The sequence below is a fragment of the Enterobacter sp. 50793107 genome, assembly GCF_001463365.1.
GTDB lineage: Bacteria > Pseudomonadota > Gammaproteobacteria > Enterobacterales > Enterobacteriaceae > Enterobacter > Enterobacter cloacae.
On sequence record NZ_LNII01000011.1, the window covers coordinates 1 to 17822 of the forward strand.

Below are 17822 nucleotides of genomic sequence, written 5' to 3' on the forward strand. Positions count from 1 at the left end.
ATGGCGACGATGTACTGGGCTCCACCGTGGTGGATCCGGACGGCAACTGGACCTTCACTCCTGAACAGGATCTGGCCGATGGCGATCACAGCCTGACCGTGATTTCCAAAGACCCGGCCGGAAACGAAGTGACCTCTCCGTCCTTTGATATTACCGTTGATGCGACCGCCCCGGAAAAACCTGTACTGGGATCCGCAACGGATGATGTAGGAACAATTCGTGGCGATCTGAGCAACGGTGGCACCACCGACGACGCAAACCCAACCTTTAACGGCTCTGCAGAGCCGGGCAGCCGTGTCGATATTTATGACAACGGTGAGCATATTGGCTCGACGATTGCGGACGATAACGGGGCCTGGCAGTTCACGCCAACCACACCTCTGCCAGAAGGTGAGCACCATATCACCACCACCGCAACGGATGAAGCGGGCAACACCGGTCCGGAATCGGATGATTTTGTGCTGGTGACCGACTACACCCCACCAGTGGCAAGCAGCGATGTACTGAACATTACGTCCGTAATGGATGATGTCGGCGGCCGTCAGGGTAACGTGGCCAGCGGTGAAATCACCGATGACAGCAAACCGGTTATCAATGGTATTGGTGAAGCGGGAAGCACCGTCTTTGTTTACAGCACGGATGCTAACGGCAAACATCTGCTGGGCTCAGCCGTGGTCAACAGTGAAGGCACCTGGACGCTGGCACTGGATACACCGCTGGTGGAAGGGCTTAATCAGCTGACGCTGGAAACCCAGGACGCAGTAGGCAACCGCGTAGCGGGTGAAGCACCGTCTTACGATATTACCGTTCTGATCCCGGTCAGCACCGAGCCGTCCATCAACAGCGTTGTGGACAACGCCGAGCCGCACGTCGGCCCAATGCAGAAAGGCGAAACCACCAACGACACCACCCCAACCCTGAGCGGCAGCGCTGCACCGGGCGACGTTGTGTCTATCCTCGACAACGGGAAGGTGATTGGCACCGTCAAGGCGGACAGCAGCGGTAAGTGGTCGTTCACCCCGGATACCGCGCTGGCGGATGGTCAGCACACCTTCACCGTTACGGCGACTGACGCAGCGGGCAACGCGCGCACCAGCGGCAGCTTCCCGATCGTGATCGATACTGCGGCACCGTCTCCGGCAGAAAATATCGTTATCAATGATAACGTGGGCGACAAGCAGGGGCCGGTTGGTCCAGGCGACACCACCGACGATCAGTCCCCGACCCTGAGCGGCGAAGCCGAGCCGGGCAGCGTGGTGGACATCTACGATAACGACGAGAAGATCGGTTCCGTCATCGTTGATGACGAAGGTAAATGGTCCTATACGCCAGACACGCCTCTGGCTAAAGGCGATCATGAGATCACCACTACCGTGACCGATCCGTCTGGCAACACCAGTGAACCGTCTCCGGGGATCTCCTTCACCGTCGATCCGGATCCAAACCAGGTTACCGTGGGTGAAGTGGTGGATGACCAGGGACCGATCGTGGGCAACCTGAAGCCAGGCACCGTGACCGATGATGTCCGCCCTGAACTGAGCGGTAAAGGTAAGCCAGGCAGCACCGTGACCATCATGGATGGCGACGATGTACTGGGCTCCACCGTGGTGGATCCGGACGGCAACTGGACCTTCACTCCTGAACAGGATCTGGCCGATGGCGATCACAGCCTGACCGTGATTTCCAAAGACCCGGCCGGAAACGACGTGACCTCTCCGTCCTTTGATATCTCTGTCGATACCGTGGCACCGGAAAAACCGGTTATTGGTGTTGCGACTGATGACGTCGGCTCCAGCCGTGGCGATCTGAGCAGCGGTAGCACCACCGATGATGCGAACCCAACCTTTAAAGGTTCCGCAGAGCCGGGCAGCCGTGTCGATATCTATGATAACGGGGAGCTGATTGGTTCTACCGTGGTGGACGAAAATGGCGGCTGGCAATTTACGCCAACCACCGCGCTGCCAGAGGGTGAGCACCATATCACCACTACCGCAACCGATAAGGCCGGTAACACGGGTCCGGAATCAGATGATTTTGTACTGATCACCGACTACACCGCGCCTGACGCGAGCAAAGTGGCGATCACCGAAGTCTATGACGACGTGAACACCGCAGGCGTGATTGCCTCCGGCGAAGAAACCGACGACAACCGTCCGCTGATCAAGGGGACGGGCGCAGAGCCGGGCAACACCATCACCGTCTACAACGGCGACAAGGTGATTGGCACCGCGAAAGTACAGGCTGACGGCACCTGGTCCCTCGAACCGACCACGCCGCTGCCGGACGGGACGTACACCCTGACGGCGAAAGAGACCGACGGCGTGGGCAATGTCTCCGGTCCGTCCGGTGAGTACATCATCAACGTGGCCACCGTACCGCCGCAGGCACCGACGCTGGACACCGTCTATGACGACGTGGCCCCGCATGCGGACTACCTGCAGAAGGGCGATGTCACCAACGACACCACCCCGACCCTGAGCGGCAGCAGCGGCGTGGCGGGCGGCACCATCAGTATCTACGACAACGGTCGTCTGATTGGCACCACCACCGTGGCCGGCAACGGCAGCTGGAGCTTCACGCCGGATACGGCGCTGGCAGACGGCAGCCATAACTTCACCGCCACCGTCACCGACGGCGTGGGCCGCACCAGTGAGCCAACCGGCGGCTTCGGTATCGTTATCGATACAAAAGCCCCGGACGCGGCCTCTGACCTGCTGGTCACCGACAACGTCGGTGCGTACCAGGGCCCGGTCGTGAGCGGCGACACCACCGATGACAACACCCCGACCCTGAGCGGTAAGGCCGAGCCGGGCAGCACGGTGAACATCATCGACAACGGCCAGGTCATCGGCACCGCGAAGGTGAACCCGGACGGCACCTGGAGCTACACCCCGGACCAGCCGCTGGCGAACGGCGCACACGACCTGACCACCACCGTCACCGATCCGTCGGGCAACACCGGGCCGGAAGGCTCGCACGTGGTCATCACCGTTGACGTGGTCCCGGGCAAGGTGGAAATCACCGCCGTGACCGACGACACCGGCAGCGTGACCGGCAGCCTGTCGCAGGGCGCGCTCACCGACGACACCCGTCCGCAAATCAGCGGCACGGCGAAGGCGGGCAGCACCGTGACCATCATGGACGGCAGCAACGTGCTGGGCACCACCACGGCGGGCGCGGACGGCACCTGGAGCTTCACGCCGAGCGTGGACCTGGGCCGCGGCGACCACACCTTCACCGCCACGGCGAAGGACCCGATGGGTAATGAGTCGAGCAGCAGCAGCTGGACCGTGACCATCGACACCGATGCACCGGTGAAACCGACCATCGACGCGGCGCTGGACGACGTGGGCAGCGTGCAGGGTAACCTGGCGAACGGCGGCACCACCGACGATCCGACCCCGACCCTGAGCGGCAAGGCGGAAGCGGGCAGCACCGTGAAGATCTACGATCAGAACGGCCTGCTGGGCGAAGTGACGGCGAAAGCCGACGGCACCTGGAGCTTCTCACCGGTGGCGAAACTGCCGGAAGGCGAGCACCGCTTCCACGTGACGGCCACCGACAAGGCGGGCAACACCAGTGTGGCATCGGACGACTTCGTCCTGACCCTGGACTACACCGCCCCGGATGCGAGCAAGCTGGCGATCACCGAAGTCTATGACGACGTGAACACCGCAGGCGTGATTGCCTCCGGCGAAGAAACTGACGACAACCGTCCGCTGATCAAGGGTACCGGTGCGGAGCCGGGCAACACCATCACCGTCTACAACGGCGACAAGGTGATTGGCACCGCGAAAGTGCAGGCTGACGGCACCTGGTCCCTCGAACCGACCACGCCGCTGCCGGACGGGAAGTACACCCTGACGGCGAAAGAGACCGACGGCGTGGGCAATGTCTCCGGTCCGTCCGGTGAATACATCATCAACGTGGCCACCGTACCGCCGCAGGCACCGACGCTGGATACCGTCTATGACGACGTGGCCCCGCATGCGGACTACCTGCAGAAGGGCGATGTCACCAACGACACCACCCCGACCCTGAGCGGCAGCAGCGGCGTGGCGGGCGGCACCATCAGTATCTACGACAACGGTCGTCTGATTGGCACCACCACCGTGGCCGGCAACGGCAGCTGGAGCTTCACGCCGGATACGGCGCTGGCAGACGGCAGCCATAACTTCACCGCCACCGTCACCGACGGCGTGGGCCGCACCAGTGAGCCAACCGGCGGCTTCGGTATCGTTATCGATACAAAAGCCCCGGACGCGGCCTCTGACCTGCTGGTCACCGACAACGTCGGCGCCTACCAGGGCCCGGTCGTGAGCGGCGACACCACCGATGACAACACCCCGACCCTGAGCGGTAAGGCCGAGCCGGGCAGCACGGTGAACATCATCGACAACGGCCAGGTCATCGGCACCGCGAAGGTGAACCCGGACGGCACCTGGAGCTACACCCCGGACCAGCCGCTGGCGAACGGCGCACACGACCTGACCACCACCGTCACCGATCCGTCGGGCAACACCGGGCCGGAAGGCTCGCACGTGGTCATCACCGTTGACGTGGTCCCGGGCAAGGTGGAAATCACCGCCGTGACCGACGACACCGGCAGCGTGACCGGCAGCCTGTCGCAGGGCGCGCTCACCGACGACACCCGTCCGCAAATCAGCGGCACGGCGAAGGCGGGCAGCACCGTGACCATCATGGACGGCAGCAACGTGCTGGGCACCACCACGGCGGGCGCGGACGGCACCTGGAGCTTCACGCCGAGCGTGGACCTGGGCCGCGGGGACCACACCTTCACCGCCACGGCGAAGGACCCGATGGGTAATGAGTCGAGCAGCAGCAGCTGGACCGTGACCATCGACACCGATGCGCCGGTGAAACCGACCATCGACGCGGCGCTGGACGACGTGGGCAGCGTGCAGGGTAACCTGGCAAACGGCGGCACCACCGACGATCCGACCCCGACCCTGAGCGGTAAGGCGGAAGCGGGCAGCACCGTGAAGATCTACGATCAGAACGGCCTGCTGGGCGAAGTGACGGCGAAAGCCGACGGCACCTGGAGCTTCTCGCCGGTGGCGAAACTGCCGGAAGGCGAGCACCGCTTCCACGTGACGGCCACCGACAAGGCGGGCAACACCAGTGTGGCATCGGACGACTTCGTCCTGACTCTGGACTTCACCGCCCCGGACGTGAGCAAAGTGAGCATTACCGATGTGGTGGATGACTTTGGTTCCGTGACCGGATCGATTGCTTCGGGTGGTAAGACGGACGATAACACGCCGTTGATCAAGGGTACGGGCGCAGAGCCGGGCAACACCATCACCGTGTACAACGGCGACAAGGTGATCGGCACCGCGAAAGTACAGGCTGACGGCACCTGGGAACTTCAGGTTACGAAAGCCCTGCCTGACGGGACGTACAACCTGACGGTGAAAGAGACCGATAGCGTGGGTAACACCACGGCGGCATCACCGGAATACATTATTCAGATCGATGCAGGCGGTCAGCCGCTGCCACCGACCCTGAGCAGTGTGGAAGATGATGTTGCGCCGCATACCGGCCCATTACAAAAGGATGCGACAACCAACGACAACACCCTGTTGTTGACGGGTACGGCTGAAGCCGGTGTCACGGTTCGCATTTATGGCGGCCCGAACGGTACCACCCTGCTGGGTGAAACCAAGGCCGATGCCCAGGGTAAATGGAGCTTCAATACGCCGAAACTGGCGGACGGCGTTCATACGTTTGTCGCGGAAGCGATTAACGACATTGGTCAGGTAAGCCCACAGACTGGCGGCTTCCCAATCACGGTTGATACCAGCGCGCCGGGTGAGGTCACAGGCTTTATCGTGAGCGATAACGAAGGTCCGAAGACCGGTACATTGTCCAATGGCGATACCACTGACGATGCGACACCGACGATCAGCGGTAAAGCAGAGCCAGGCAGCGTTGTTCACATCTATGTGAACGGCCAGGAAAACGGTACTGCGGTTGCAGACGCGAACGGTAACTGGACTTACACCACCGGTTCCCTGGTGGATGGAGAATACACCTTCACCGCGCGTGCTGAAGATTCAGCAGGCAACCTGGGGGCTGAAAATGCCGGAGTCACCGTCACGCTTGATACCTCCAGCGTTCCGGTCACCATCGTCCGCGTAATGGATGATAAAGGCAGCGTCACGGGTGAACTGAAGGCGAACGACGTCACTGACGACGCGCGTCCGGAAATCATCGGTAAGGCGAAAGCAGGCAGCACTGTCACCATCATGGATGGCAACGTGGTGTTGGGCAGCGTCAAGGCCGATGCCAGTGGCAACTGGGTATTTACGCCTACCAGCGATCTGGGCGATGGTGTACACAACATTACGGCAATCGCGAAAGATCTGACGGGTAACGAGGATACCTCCAGCACCTTCAGCTTCGAAATTGACAGTAAAGCACCGAACCGTCCGAGTATCGATTACGCGGAAGATCAAGTGGGAACGATCAAGGACGATCTGAACAGCAACGATGTCACTGACGATCCGCAGCCAATCCTGCACGGTACGGCTGAAGCGGGCAGCACCGTCAATATTTACACCGTTGACGGCACCCTGCTGGGTTCAGTCACCGCGAACAGCAACGGTGCATGGAACTTCAAACCGGGCAGCAAGTTACCGGAAGGCAAAAACACCTTCTACGTGACGGCCACGGATGAAGCCGGCAACGTCAGTGACAAGTCTGCGGACTTTATTCTGACTACCGACTACACCGCGCCGGATGCGAGCAAAGTGACCATTGATTCCGTAACGGATAACGTGGGCAACGTTCAGGGTATTGTTGCAGATGGCGGGGTACTGGATGACTCACGTCCGGTGATCCGCGGCTCTGGTGCTGAAGCGGGCAACGTCATTACCGTCTATACCACCGACAAAGACGGCAACACGAAAGTGTTGGGCACGACCAAAGTGGATCAGAATGGCAAATGGGAACTGACGCCATCTGAGTCTCTTTACGGTGATTCAATCAACAAACTGACCGTGACGGAAACCGATAGTGTTGGCAACGTGGCGAAACCGGCTGACAGCTATGACGTCATTATGTCTGACACCCCGAATGCGCCAGCGATTGTTAACGTCCTGGATGACACTGGCACAACCGTTATCAATCTGGCCGACAATGCGTTGACCAAAGATGACACGCCGACCCTGAAAGGGACTGCGGATGGTGTTGCAGGCGATACCATCACCATCTACAACGGTAGTCAGGTTGTGGGTAAAACAACGCTGAACAGCGATGGCACCTGGAGCTTTACGCCATCACCAGCGCTGGCTGATGGTAACTATATCTTTACGGTGACCAATACCAACAGCGCGGGTCAGGAGAGCGATCGTAGTGGTTCGTTCACCCTCACTATTGACTCAACAGCACCAAATCCGGTTTCCGGTTTACAGGTGGCTGACGATCAGGGGGCCTGGAAAGGTCAGTTAACCGACGGTATGACCACCGACGACAACAAACCGACCTTCACGGGTAAAGCAGAGCAGGGTAGCACGGTCACTATCTACGATAACGGCCAGGCGATTGGTTCAGTTGTTGTGACTAACACTGATGGTAGCTGGCAGTACACGCCAACCACGCCATTAGCAGATGGTGAACACCAGTTTGCGACCCAGGTAACGGATCCGGCGGGTAACGCGAGCGCGATCGTTGACGATATCACCGTTAACGTCTCCACGGGCGCAAGCTATCTGCAACTGCTGCAGGTGGTGGATGATGTCCAGGAAACGGGCGGCTCACGCGTGCTTCGCGAGGGTGAAGTCACCAACGACAGCCAGGTACAGCTGGTTGGTAAGGCGACGGCAGGCAGCACCATTATCATCACTGACGTCGGTGGCGTTCAGCTTGGCACGGTGAAAGCAGATGCCAACGGTGACTGGGAATTCACGCCGCTGAGCAGCCTGAGTGATGGCGCGCATACGCTGCGTATTACCGGGACCGATCCGTCAAATAACCCGCTCACCCCGATTGACTTCGATCTGGTGGTGGACACGGTTGCGCCTGTTGCGCCGGTTATCACAAACGTGCTGGATGATGTGAACCCTGTTCAAGGTTCCGTTGCTCACGGCAAGCCTACCAACGACACCACGCCGGAAATCACCGGTACGGCGGAGAAGGGAAGCACGGTCAATGTGTACCATCAGGTGGATGCGACCACGCGTATTCTGCTTGGTACCGCCGTTGCCGATAGCACGACGGGCCTGTGGACGCTGCAGATCACTGACGCGAACAAGCTGACTGAAGGCACCTGGAATCTGGTGGCAACCTCCACGGATGCGGCTGGCAACATCAGTACGCCGAGCAACACCTGGACGATTGTTGTCGATACCACCGTGTCTGACGCGGTTATCAATATCAGCTCTATTTCAGAAGACCGGGGGGCATCAGATACTGACTTCGTCACCAGCGATAACACGCTGTTGATTAACGGTCAGCTGACGAAAGCCCTGCAGGCGGACGAATGGGTTGAGATTAGCCTCGACAACGGTGCAACCTGGACGCGTGCCTCAACGGTGACCAGTACATCCTGGACTGTGGATATGCAGAACACGCCGCTGAATGATGGTGCTTACACCATTCAGGCTCGTGTGGTGGATAATGCCGGTAACGTTGGCAGTACTGATTCTCAGGCGCTGCAGGTGGCAACAGGTGGCAGTGACATGAATGGTCTGTCTACGACCACCAAAGTCACCACCGATACCAGCCATGGCCTGACGACCGGTGATCACTTCAGCCATGCTGCGACAGCAACTAACAGCGACATGGTTACCCGTGACCGTACAGTGACCATCAGCGGTAACCTGAGCGCGGCGCTACAGGCGGGTGAGCATCTGCAGATCTCCCTGGATAACGGCAAAACCTGGCAAACGCTGGCACTCAACGGCCAGAGCTGGAGCTATGTACTGCCGGAAGCGACAGCAAGCACCACTCACAGCTTCAAGCTGCAGGTCATTGACGTTGCGGGCAACCCAGGTACGAACACGAAGTTTGCGGATAGCTACAACGTGGTTATCGATCTGGATTCTCCGAACGGTATTACCGGGGCGCCAGATGTGCCGCAGCACACCACCACAGGAGATTCGTTCACCTTCTCCAGCGGTCAATACGGTCGTGTTGAAGCGGGGGCGATTGTCTCGCTGGTGAGTGACGTCAACAACAACGGGACATATCAGGAAGGTCTGGATCAAGTCATTGGCTTCGTGAAGGCTAACGCTGACGGCTCCTGGAGTCTGAATACGTCACTGCCTTCTGGCGCACATAACCTGGCCTTTGTGGTCTGGGATGAAGCGGGTAACCGCTCAAGCATGAGCGCCAGCACCAGTACAGGTGTCACCGAAGGTGGCGGCAGTACGCTGATTGAACAAACCTGGGGGGGAACGACCGATGCGGATAGCCGCGGTCTGAACGCCGCTGCGGTGACCATCAGTCAGGATGGTTTGTGGTCATTCTTCCAGAGTGCTCGTGGCACTTCTGGTACATCGACCGCTAACGCCGGACGTGTCTATGACTCCGTCACGCGTGAAGACTACGATTCAACGTACCTTGCCCAGCCGTCAACCGACAACGGTGCGGGTTACAACGTAGATAGCACGTCATACAGCCGTTATGTTAACTCCGCAGCCTTTGCGGACATTAACCGCGATGGCTATGCCGACGTCATGTCTCAGATCAGTAGTTATAGCAACGCGGGTCGTACCGCCTACTGGCTGCAGAACGCGGACGGTAGTTACTCCGCGAAGGCGCTGGATCAGGGCACCCTGAACCACCTCGGCGGCGTGATTTCCTATGACCGTGAAGGTGATGGCTATCTGGACTTTGTGCTGGGTGACTCCGAAGCAGACTCCATTTCGTTCATCAAAAATACGCAGGGCACGCTGAGTTACGAGGACAACTCCGGTTTCTCTGACGGACATCCTGGCGGGGCATTGCCAACGTCGCTGAGTGTGCTGCACGAAGTCGGGGCTGTGGATATCGATAACAACGGTACCGTAGATATTACGGCACATATCGACTACAACGGCGCTGGCAACCTCGTCGGCAACAACTCCCGCGGTCTGGGTATCTTGTATAACCAGACTACCGGGACGTCGAACACCAACTTCGGTGAAGTTGGCTACTACGCGAACGTGTTCCGTGACGATGGCCATGAAGACTACGGTAACTTGTCTATCTCCATGACCTATGCGGATTACAACAACGATGGTTGGCTGGATCTGTTCCTGAGCCGTGGTTCGAAGGGGGGAAGTAACAGCGACGAGAGCCGTATCTATCTGAACGATGGTACCGGCAAGCTCAATGCAACGGACAGCCAGGCACAGTGGTTTGGCGATAACGTTGATGGCGGCACGTCGCTGGCAGTGGACTGGAACCACGACGGTAAGATGGACATCATCGAAGTGCCACGCTCTGGCGTGACTGGCTCGCCGATGTTGTATACCAATACCGGTAGTAACAACTGGGGCGCCAATAAAGTCAGCCTGACAGGTAGCACGACGTTCAACAACATGACGGGTGCCGTCGCACTCGACTATGACTGGGACGGTTCGATGGACCTGGTGCTGTACCGCTCTGGCGCAGATGCTGATGTCGTGGCAAGAGACGACGCGGGACGCACGATGCTGGTGAAAAACACCAATATCGCGGCGGACGGCACGAGCCTGCAGATCCGTATTGTTGACGGCAACGGCATCAATACCTTCTACAGCAACACCGTGAAGTTATACAACTCAGCGGGCGAGCTTGTGGCAACCCAGTTGATTAACCCGCAGTCCTCTGGTTCCAGCAACAGTATGGGTCTGGTGAGCTTCTTCGGGCTGGATCCGAATGAAGTTTACTCCGTGCAGATGCTGCGCATTACCGATGGTAAAGCGGATCACGTTGGCGCAACGAGTAGCATTGGTGGTTACACAAACGGTACGGTAAATGAGAGCTGGGGGGGCCTGACAACAGGTAAAGCCCATGACTCTTACGTACTGACGGCGGAAAGCAGCAATGCGGCGAACAACACCTCCGGAAACAACGGGATCATCGGGACGGGCTATAACGACACCTTCTTCGGTTCTGCAGGCAACGACACCTACAACGGTGGCGGCGGCTGGAACCAGATTGTGAGCGGTAATCCTGTCTGGAGCGAAACTGCCGGTATGGACGTTGTTGACTATAGCCGTTCAACCACTGCGATCAACGCGAACCTGTGGACAGGCACTGCAACCGGTAACGGCACCGATCAGCTCCTCAACATCGAGGGTCTCGTAGGTTCCAGTCAGCAAGATACGTTTACGGATAACTCCGCGAATAACGTGTTTGAAGGACGTGGTGGCAATGACGCCTTCTACCTGGTCAACGGCGGTAACGATACGCTGATGTACAAGGTGTTGGCAGGTCTGAGCAACGACAGCACCGGTGGCAATGGTCATGACACGATCCACGGCTTTAAGGTGGGTAATCTGGTGAAAGACAGTGATGCAGATCTGCTCGATATGAGTGAACTGCTTGACTACAAAGGTTCTATCTCCTTCTTCGAAGACGAAGGAAAACTGGAGCTGGATTACTCCTCCCGCGGCGTACTTGACTACGTCAAGGTGGAAGTTGTGGGTAGTGATACCGTGATCAGTATCGACCGTGACGGTCAGGGCGGGCAGCATGGATTTACGCAGGTTGTCACGCTGGCTGACGTGCAAACGGATTTGGTGACGCTGCTACAGAATAACCAAATCATGATGTAACCCAGTAAATACCCGCCATCTTCGGATGGCGGGCTTTCTGCACGCATCTACCAATCGTTGTTACACAGTCATTCACTGGGTTAATCGGGAATTTGATAAATGAAAGTAACCCTTAATAAGTTTAAAAAAATAAACCTGGCGTGTGCGATTACTGCCGCGCTCAGCATATTGATATCCAGCACTGCATATTCAGCAGAACGAGTGAAGCACGTCATCGATATACCGGAAGACGTCAAAACCACTTCAGGGAAGACGGCACCACAGCCTTACCGTCCTGTTGCGGATGTGACACCGGAACTGGCACAAATTGTGGTTTATTACCCTGAGGGGAGCGTGCCCGCGACGATCTACGTCGACCGCGAGCTGCAGTCGGTACTGCTGCCGGGGCAATTTACCGTCCTGTGCGCCGCGCCAGGCGCGCATGCGGTGGAGTCCTGGTTCAACGATCACCCTGCTTATCAGGGGAAACAAAATCCTCTGCAACAGCTCAATGCCGAGAGTGCGCAAACCTATTTTATTCAGGTTAATCCAGGTACGTCAGGAAATACGGCGGCCCTGGAAGAGCGTTCCCGGGCTGAAGCTCTGTTGAGTAAGATGCATAAACAGACCAAAATTATTAACCGTGCATCGCAGGTAAAAACCTGTGATTACGTTAATAACAGCGGTGTGGTGCTTATTCAGGAGCAAGTCCTGTTCCGCTTTGCGGCAAGTAATGCGGCAGGGATTTTTGCTGAATCCCGCAATAAGCTGGACGAGGTGGTGAAATTCACCAAAAAGGCGAATAACGTCAGTGAGATCCAGATTGTGGGTTATACCGACGCAATTGGCAGCCGTGAGGCTAACCAGCGCCTGTCTGAAGCACGTGCCGATACCGTTCGTTCATTGCTGATTGAGAAAGGAATTAAACCGGAGCTGATCAATAACACGACGGGCAAGGGAATAGCACAAAGCGCTGAAGGCTGCGGTACCTCTGCCAGCCAGCAAGCGGCAGGATGTAACGTCAACAGCCGCCGCGTAGAAATTTTAGTGAAAAGCCACTAAGTCAGCATCGATACAAAAATACGGATTGCGGAGACGCTTTCCGTATTTTTTTTTGTGAATAATTTGACGGTGTTATGGAGACACGGGTGCGTGTTAGAGGTGGAGAGGGATTAAGCAGTTTGTGGTTCGTACATCTTAATGTGGGCAATGCTGTAGTACTTTTTCTTTTCTCTGATTATGTCATGGTCAATCGAGGATTTAATGATTTCGCCGCAGGAATAGATTTTCTTTAAAGAGTTAAACCCCAACTGTTTCATTATGCTGTTGCTGTAGGTATAGGTGGTTTTGGGTTTGATGTTATATAAGGTACTGATGTCGTCAATCGTGTAGCCTGAGATCATCAACTTCAGGACACAGAACTCCATATGCGTCAGTTCGATATGTTTTTTGACGATCCCGCTTTTGCTGGGGTGACGCTGGGTATGCATTTTCCTGACGATTTCATCGTTGGTCAGATTATTGATATTCACGAGACGATGTTTGTAATGCGAGCAAATGCATGCGAAAAGCTCCGGAAAGATATCCGAGTGGTAAGCGATGATGATCTCTTCAATGGCGTGGAGGTTTGTTTTCTGTTTTAGTGAGATAAGCCACTGAAAGTAGATGATGTTGCTATAAATAGAGTCAGGAAGCACCAGGTACAAGGTAAAAAAACTCTCTTTTTTCATACCTTTTACCCAGTCATGAAAATGGTGCTGATTATAAAAAGAGAGAATCTCTTCTTTTTTGAACGTATTGGAAAGTAAATGGCGCAATCCGATGTTGCTGAAATGACATCTTGATAATATGACCCGCGACGTATCCATTTTTATCCCTTTGGTTAATGTATTCTGCACGCCTCTTTTTGGTGTAAGATTTGCATGCTAACGATCTTATGATACGGTATGTATATATTTTCATTTTACACGATGTCTCAGGGTTAATATTTGAGAATAGTCCCCGCATAAATGGGAATTGTTTACGTGCCTGATGATTGGACGGCTTTCTATATTAATGATAAGAAAGAGATGTCAGGGGTTAGGATTACTCTACGTCTACAGGACATGCATACTTTTAAGGTTTATCATTTAATCAATTGTGGAATGCCACGCTTCATTCTCTCTGCACCACCATGGGTGATTGATTAATTATAAGGAAATGTCATTTCACCGAAATGGCATAAAGAAAAGTATGAGAAAATTGCCAGCTCTGTTTATTTTCACCACGCTATTTTTACTGGCAGGGTGTCAGATAACCCCCGGAAGCCATATTGATACCGACGGAAAAACGGTTGTCGAAACGCCCGACCCCGATAATATCAATGACGTAAAGGTGAATGTTTACCCCGTTACGCCGGCGCTGATTGAGAAATTACGTGAAAACGTCGTGGTCGCCCACGCCAATGCGGAGCTGAATAAACGACTCGAAGCGTATGAGTACCGTATTGGGGTTGGGGACATCATTATGGTCACGGTGTGGGAACATCCTGAGCTTACCACCCCGTCTGGCCAGTATCGTAGCGCCAGCGATACGGGAAACTGGGTCCATTCAGACGGCACTATTTTTTATCCGTACATCGGGAAAATCCATGTTAAGGATAAAACGGTCACTGAAGTCAGAGAGCTGATTACCGAACACCTGGCGAAATACATTGAGTCCCCACAGGTCGATGTGGGGATTGCCGCGTTTCGCTCTCAGAAAGTGTATGTCTCTGGTGAAGTTAATCAGTCCGGGCAGCAGCCCATCACTAACGTTCCATTGACCATCATTGATGCGGTTAATCTGGCGGGTGGGCTGACTGAAAACGCAGACTGGGGGAATGCTGTTTTAACCCAGGGGGGTAAAAAATCAATCATTTCGCTGCAAGCGCTTATGCAGTATGGCGACCTGCAGCAGAACAGGTTGCTCTATTCCGGCGATATTCTGTATATCCCGCGTAATGATGATCTAAAAGTCTTTGTCATGGGCGATGTGGTGAAGCAAACCACCATGAAAATGGATCGCTCAGGCATGACGCTGACCGAAGCGTTGGGTAATGCGGAGGGCATGAATCAATTAACCAGTGATGCCAGCGGTATTTTTGTGATCCGTTCGGAAAACAAACCGGATGCGTCAAAGGGAAAACAGGCAAATATTTATCAGCTTGATGCCAGGGATGCGACGGCGCTGGTGCTTGGCACCGAATTCAGGCTCAAGCCGTACGATATTGTGTATGTTACGACCGCACCGATTGCGCGCTGGAACAGAGTCATTAATCAATTAATGCCAACCATTAGTGGTGTCTACAGCCTGACTGAAACGACGCGCTTCATCAGAAACTGGAGTAATTGATATGAATGGCAGGTATCAGTCCATTCTTGTCGTCTGCACAGGCAATATTTGTCGTTCCCCGGTGGGGGAACGCATTTTGCGTTCACGCTTGCCCAATATGATCGTAGATTCCGCCGGGATTGCTGCGTTAACGGGGGAAGCGGCAGATCCCGTAATGGTTAACACTGCACGTGAAAATGGCCTTTCGTTAGAGGGTCATTGTGCCAAACAACTTACACCGCTGATGTGTCGTGAATATGATTTGATTCTGGCCATGGAGCAAAACCATATTGAAGCCGTGACCCGCCTGGCAATGGAAGCCCGGGGAAAGACATTTTTATTCGGATATTGGCTCCAGCAAATGGAAATTCCTGATCCTTATCGTCGGGGTCGAGATATCTCAGGTGTTATTTTTCAACAACTTTTTTCCGCTGCCGAAGAATGGGTCAAGGTTTTCCAGCAGGTTAAATAATCAGGGCTGATTAGAGCATGTTTGACAAACAGATTAGCAATTCGCAAACCGATAATGTTCTGCGGCAGGAGGATATTGACATCGTTCAACTCCTCAAAGTCTTATATTACAGTAAGGTCTGGATAGCGGCGACGACATTACTGTTTATCGCGTTCGGTATCGTTATTGCTTACACCTTAGCGCCGGTCTATAAAAGTGATGCGTTAATTCAGGTTGAGAGAAATGCATCTACGGGGCTGTTGAATAAGCTCTCTACGATGCTGCCTGAAGGTTCCGGGGTCGCTTCAGAATCTGAAATTTCGTTAATTAAATCGCGGATGGTGATCGGTAAAACCGTGCGCGATCTGGGGCTGGATATCTCCGTGACTGAAAAACGCTATCCGTTTGCGAATGGCCTGCTCCTGCGCCTGTTTGGCAAACCCACGGGTAACATTGAGGTTGCAACCTTAACTGTCCCCGAGGAGTTCCTGGACGAAGCGTTAATCCTGAATATGACAGTTGCGGGTGAGTACACCCTGCAGGTCGGCGAGGCCGTTTTGCACGGTAAAGTGGGGGTTCCTCTTCACGCGCACGGCATTGATTTTATGATTGAACGTGCCGAACTGACTCAGGACACCGTGTTCATTTTACGTAAGCACAATGAATATTCGGTAATTGATGAGATCAAAAACAATATTGCCGTGGATGGAAAATCCGGTGGCAATGGGATGCTGCATCTGAGCATGACCGGCACCGATCCGGTTATGATCAGCAAAATCCTTGAAACCATCAGCCACAATTATCTTGCCCAGGACGTTGAGCGTAAGTCAGAAGAGGCCAGCAAGAGTCTGGCCTTTGTGAACGAACAATTACTGCAAATCAAAAACAATCTGGTGACGGCAGAAACGAAACTCAATGATTTCAGAAAGAATAATGAGTCGGTGGATTTATCCCTTGAAGCGAAATTCATTTTAGACAATGTGGTGTCCATTGATACCCAACTGAATGAATTAACCTTTAAAGAAGCCGAAATTTCAAAGCTCTATAAACGTTCGCATCCGGCTTATAAAGCGCTGTCAGAAAAACGTGCGGTACTGCAGGAAGAGAAAGAGAAGCTCAATCAACGTATCAGTACGATGCCGCGGACTCAGCAAGAAATTTTGAGCATGACCCGTGATGTGCAGATGGGAAATGATATCTATATGGTGCTGTTGAATAAGCAGCATGAACTCAATATCAATAAGGCCAGCACGCTGGGCAATGTTCGCATTATTGACAATGCCGTCACGCAGCATAAGCCGATTAAACCGAAAAAAACGTTGATTGTCATCCTGTCGGCGCTGTTGGGCTTCCTGTTCGCCTCGGGCGTGATTCTGCTACGCAACATGTTAATTAAAGGGATCAAACAACCCGCGGAGCTGGAAAAGCGGGGCATCCCTGTCCATGCCGTCGTACCGCTGGCACCTGAACTGACAAAGAGCAGACGCTGCCGGGCGATTACCACCTATCAGTCTGATGAGCTGTTAGTGAAATCGTCGCCAACCTCGCTGGCGGTCGAAGCGATAAGAGGGCTGCGGACCAGCCTTCATTTCGCCATGCTGAAGTCAGAAAATAAAATATTAATGATTTCAGGCACCTCTCCGGGGGTGGGTAAATCCTTCGTCAGTTCAAACCTTGCGGTGCTGATGGCGCAGGCCGGTTCACGGGTGCTGCTGATTGATTGCGATCTGAGAAGGGGATATTTGCACAGCATCTTCTCCCAGGCGGAAGGCCATGCCGGGCTTGCCGATTATCTCTCTGCGAATGCGGCGGTGTCCCAGGTGATAGAAGAGACAGAGTACCAGGGCGTCGATTTTATTGGCCGGGGAAGAATGGTCAATAACCCCGCCGAGCTGTTTATGACGGAGAAATTCCAGACACTCGTTGACGCCTGTTCAGCGCAATACGATGTCATTCTTCTCGATACACCGCCAATTCTGAGCGTTACGGATGCCGCGATTATTGGCCGATTTGCCTCAACGTCTCTGATGGTCGTCAGATTCGAACAGAACTCGGTCCAGGAGGTGGAAGCGGGGCTGCGTCGATTCACTCAAAACGGGATTGCCATCCAGGGGGTCATATTCAATGGCGTTGAAAAACGCGCTTCGGCCACCTATAGCTATGGCGACTACTCATACCAGGAGTAATTCATCTCTCTTCTTTTAAGGAATAAGTCTTGACAGGCCGGGAATGTGTAATATTCCTAATGCCTGTGGACTTGTTCCTGGTTAAAA

The 17822-nt window shown here is 54.9% G+C and carries 6 protein-coding genes; 5 read left to right on the forward strand and 1 reads right to left on the reverse strand.

What is annotated here, in order from left to right; all coding sequences use genetic code 11:
- Positions 1 to 14 precede the first annotated feature (14 nt).
- Together APU11_RS27595 and APU11_RS01820 are read left to right on the forward strand one after the other, a co-directional pair.
- Positions 15 to 11768: an Ig-like domain-containing protein gene (locus tag APU11_RS27595; RefSeq protein WP_275045081.1), complete on the forward strand. Its 11754-nt coding sequence runs from the start codon at positions 15 to 17 to the stop codon at positions 11766 to 11768.
- 201 nt (positions 11769 to 11969) lie between these two features.
- Complete coding sequence (locus APU11_RS01820) at positions 11970 to 12809, forward strand: OmpA family protein (protein WP_275045080.1); 840 nt, start codon at positions 11970 to 11972, stop codon at positions 12807 to 12809.
- A gap of 110 nt (positions 12810 to 12919) precedes the next feature.
- On the opposite strand, the gene APU11_RS01825 is transcribed toward APU11_RS01820, so the two are convergent.
- Positions 12920 to 13615, reverse strand: coding sequence for a LuxR C-terminal-related transcriptional regulator (locus tag APU11_RS01825; RefSeq protein WP_048970362.1), 696 nt, complete (start codon positions 13613 to 13615; stop codon positions 12920 to 12922).
- A 364-nt stretch (positions 13616 to 13979) separates the two neighbouring features.
- Between APU11_RS01825 and APU11_RS01830 the strand changes: the two genes are divergently transcribed.
- Genes APU11_RS01830 through APU11_RS01840 form a run of 3 tightly spaced genes read left to right on the forward strand, consistent with a single transcriptional unit; the run spans position 13980 to position 17735 of the window.
- Positions 13980 to 15119 (forward strand): polysaccharide export protein, encoded by a 1140-nt coding sequence (locus tag APU11_RS01830; protein WP_013095696.1) that lies wholly within the window; start codon positions 13980 to 13982, stop codon positions 15117 to 15119.
- A gap of 1 nt (position 15120) precedes the next feature.
- A complete protein-coding gene (locus APU11_RS01835; protein ID WP_013095697.1) occupies positions 15121 to 15570 on the forward strand; it encodes a phosphotyrosine protein phosphatase in 450 nt (149 codons plus the stop codon).
- Positions 15571 to 15587: 17 nt separating this feature from the next.
- Entirely contained in the window at positions 15588 to 17735 is a 2148-nt protein-coding gene (locus tag APU11_RS01840) for a polysaccharide biosynthesis tyrosine autokinase (RefSeq protein WP_058651584.1), read from the forward strand.
- Positions 17736 to 17822: the final 87 nt, after the last annotated feature.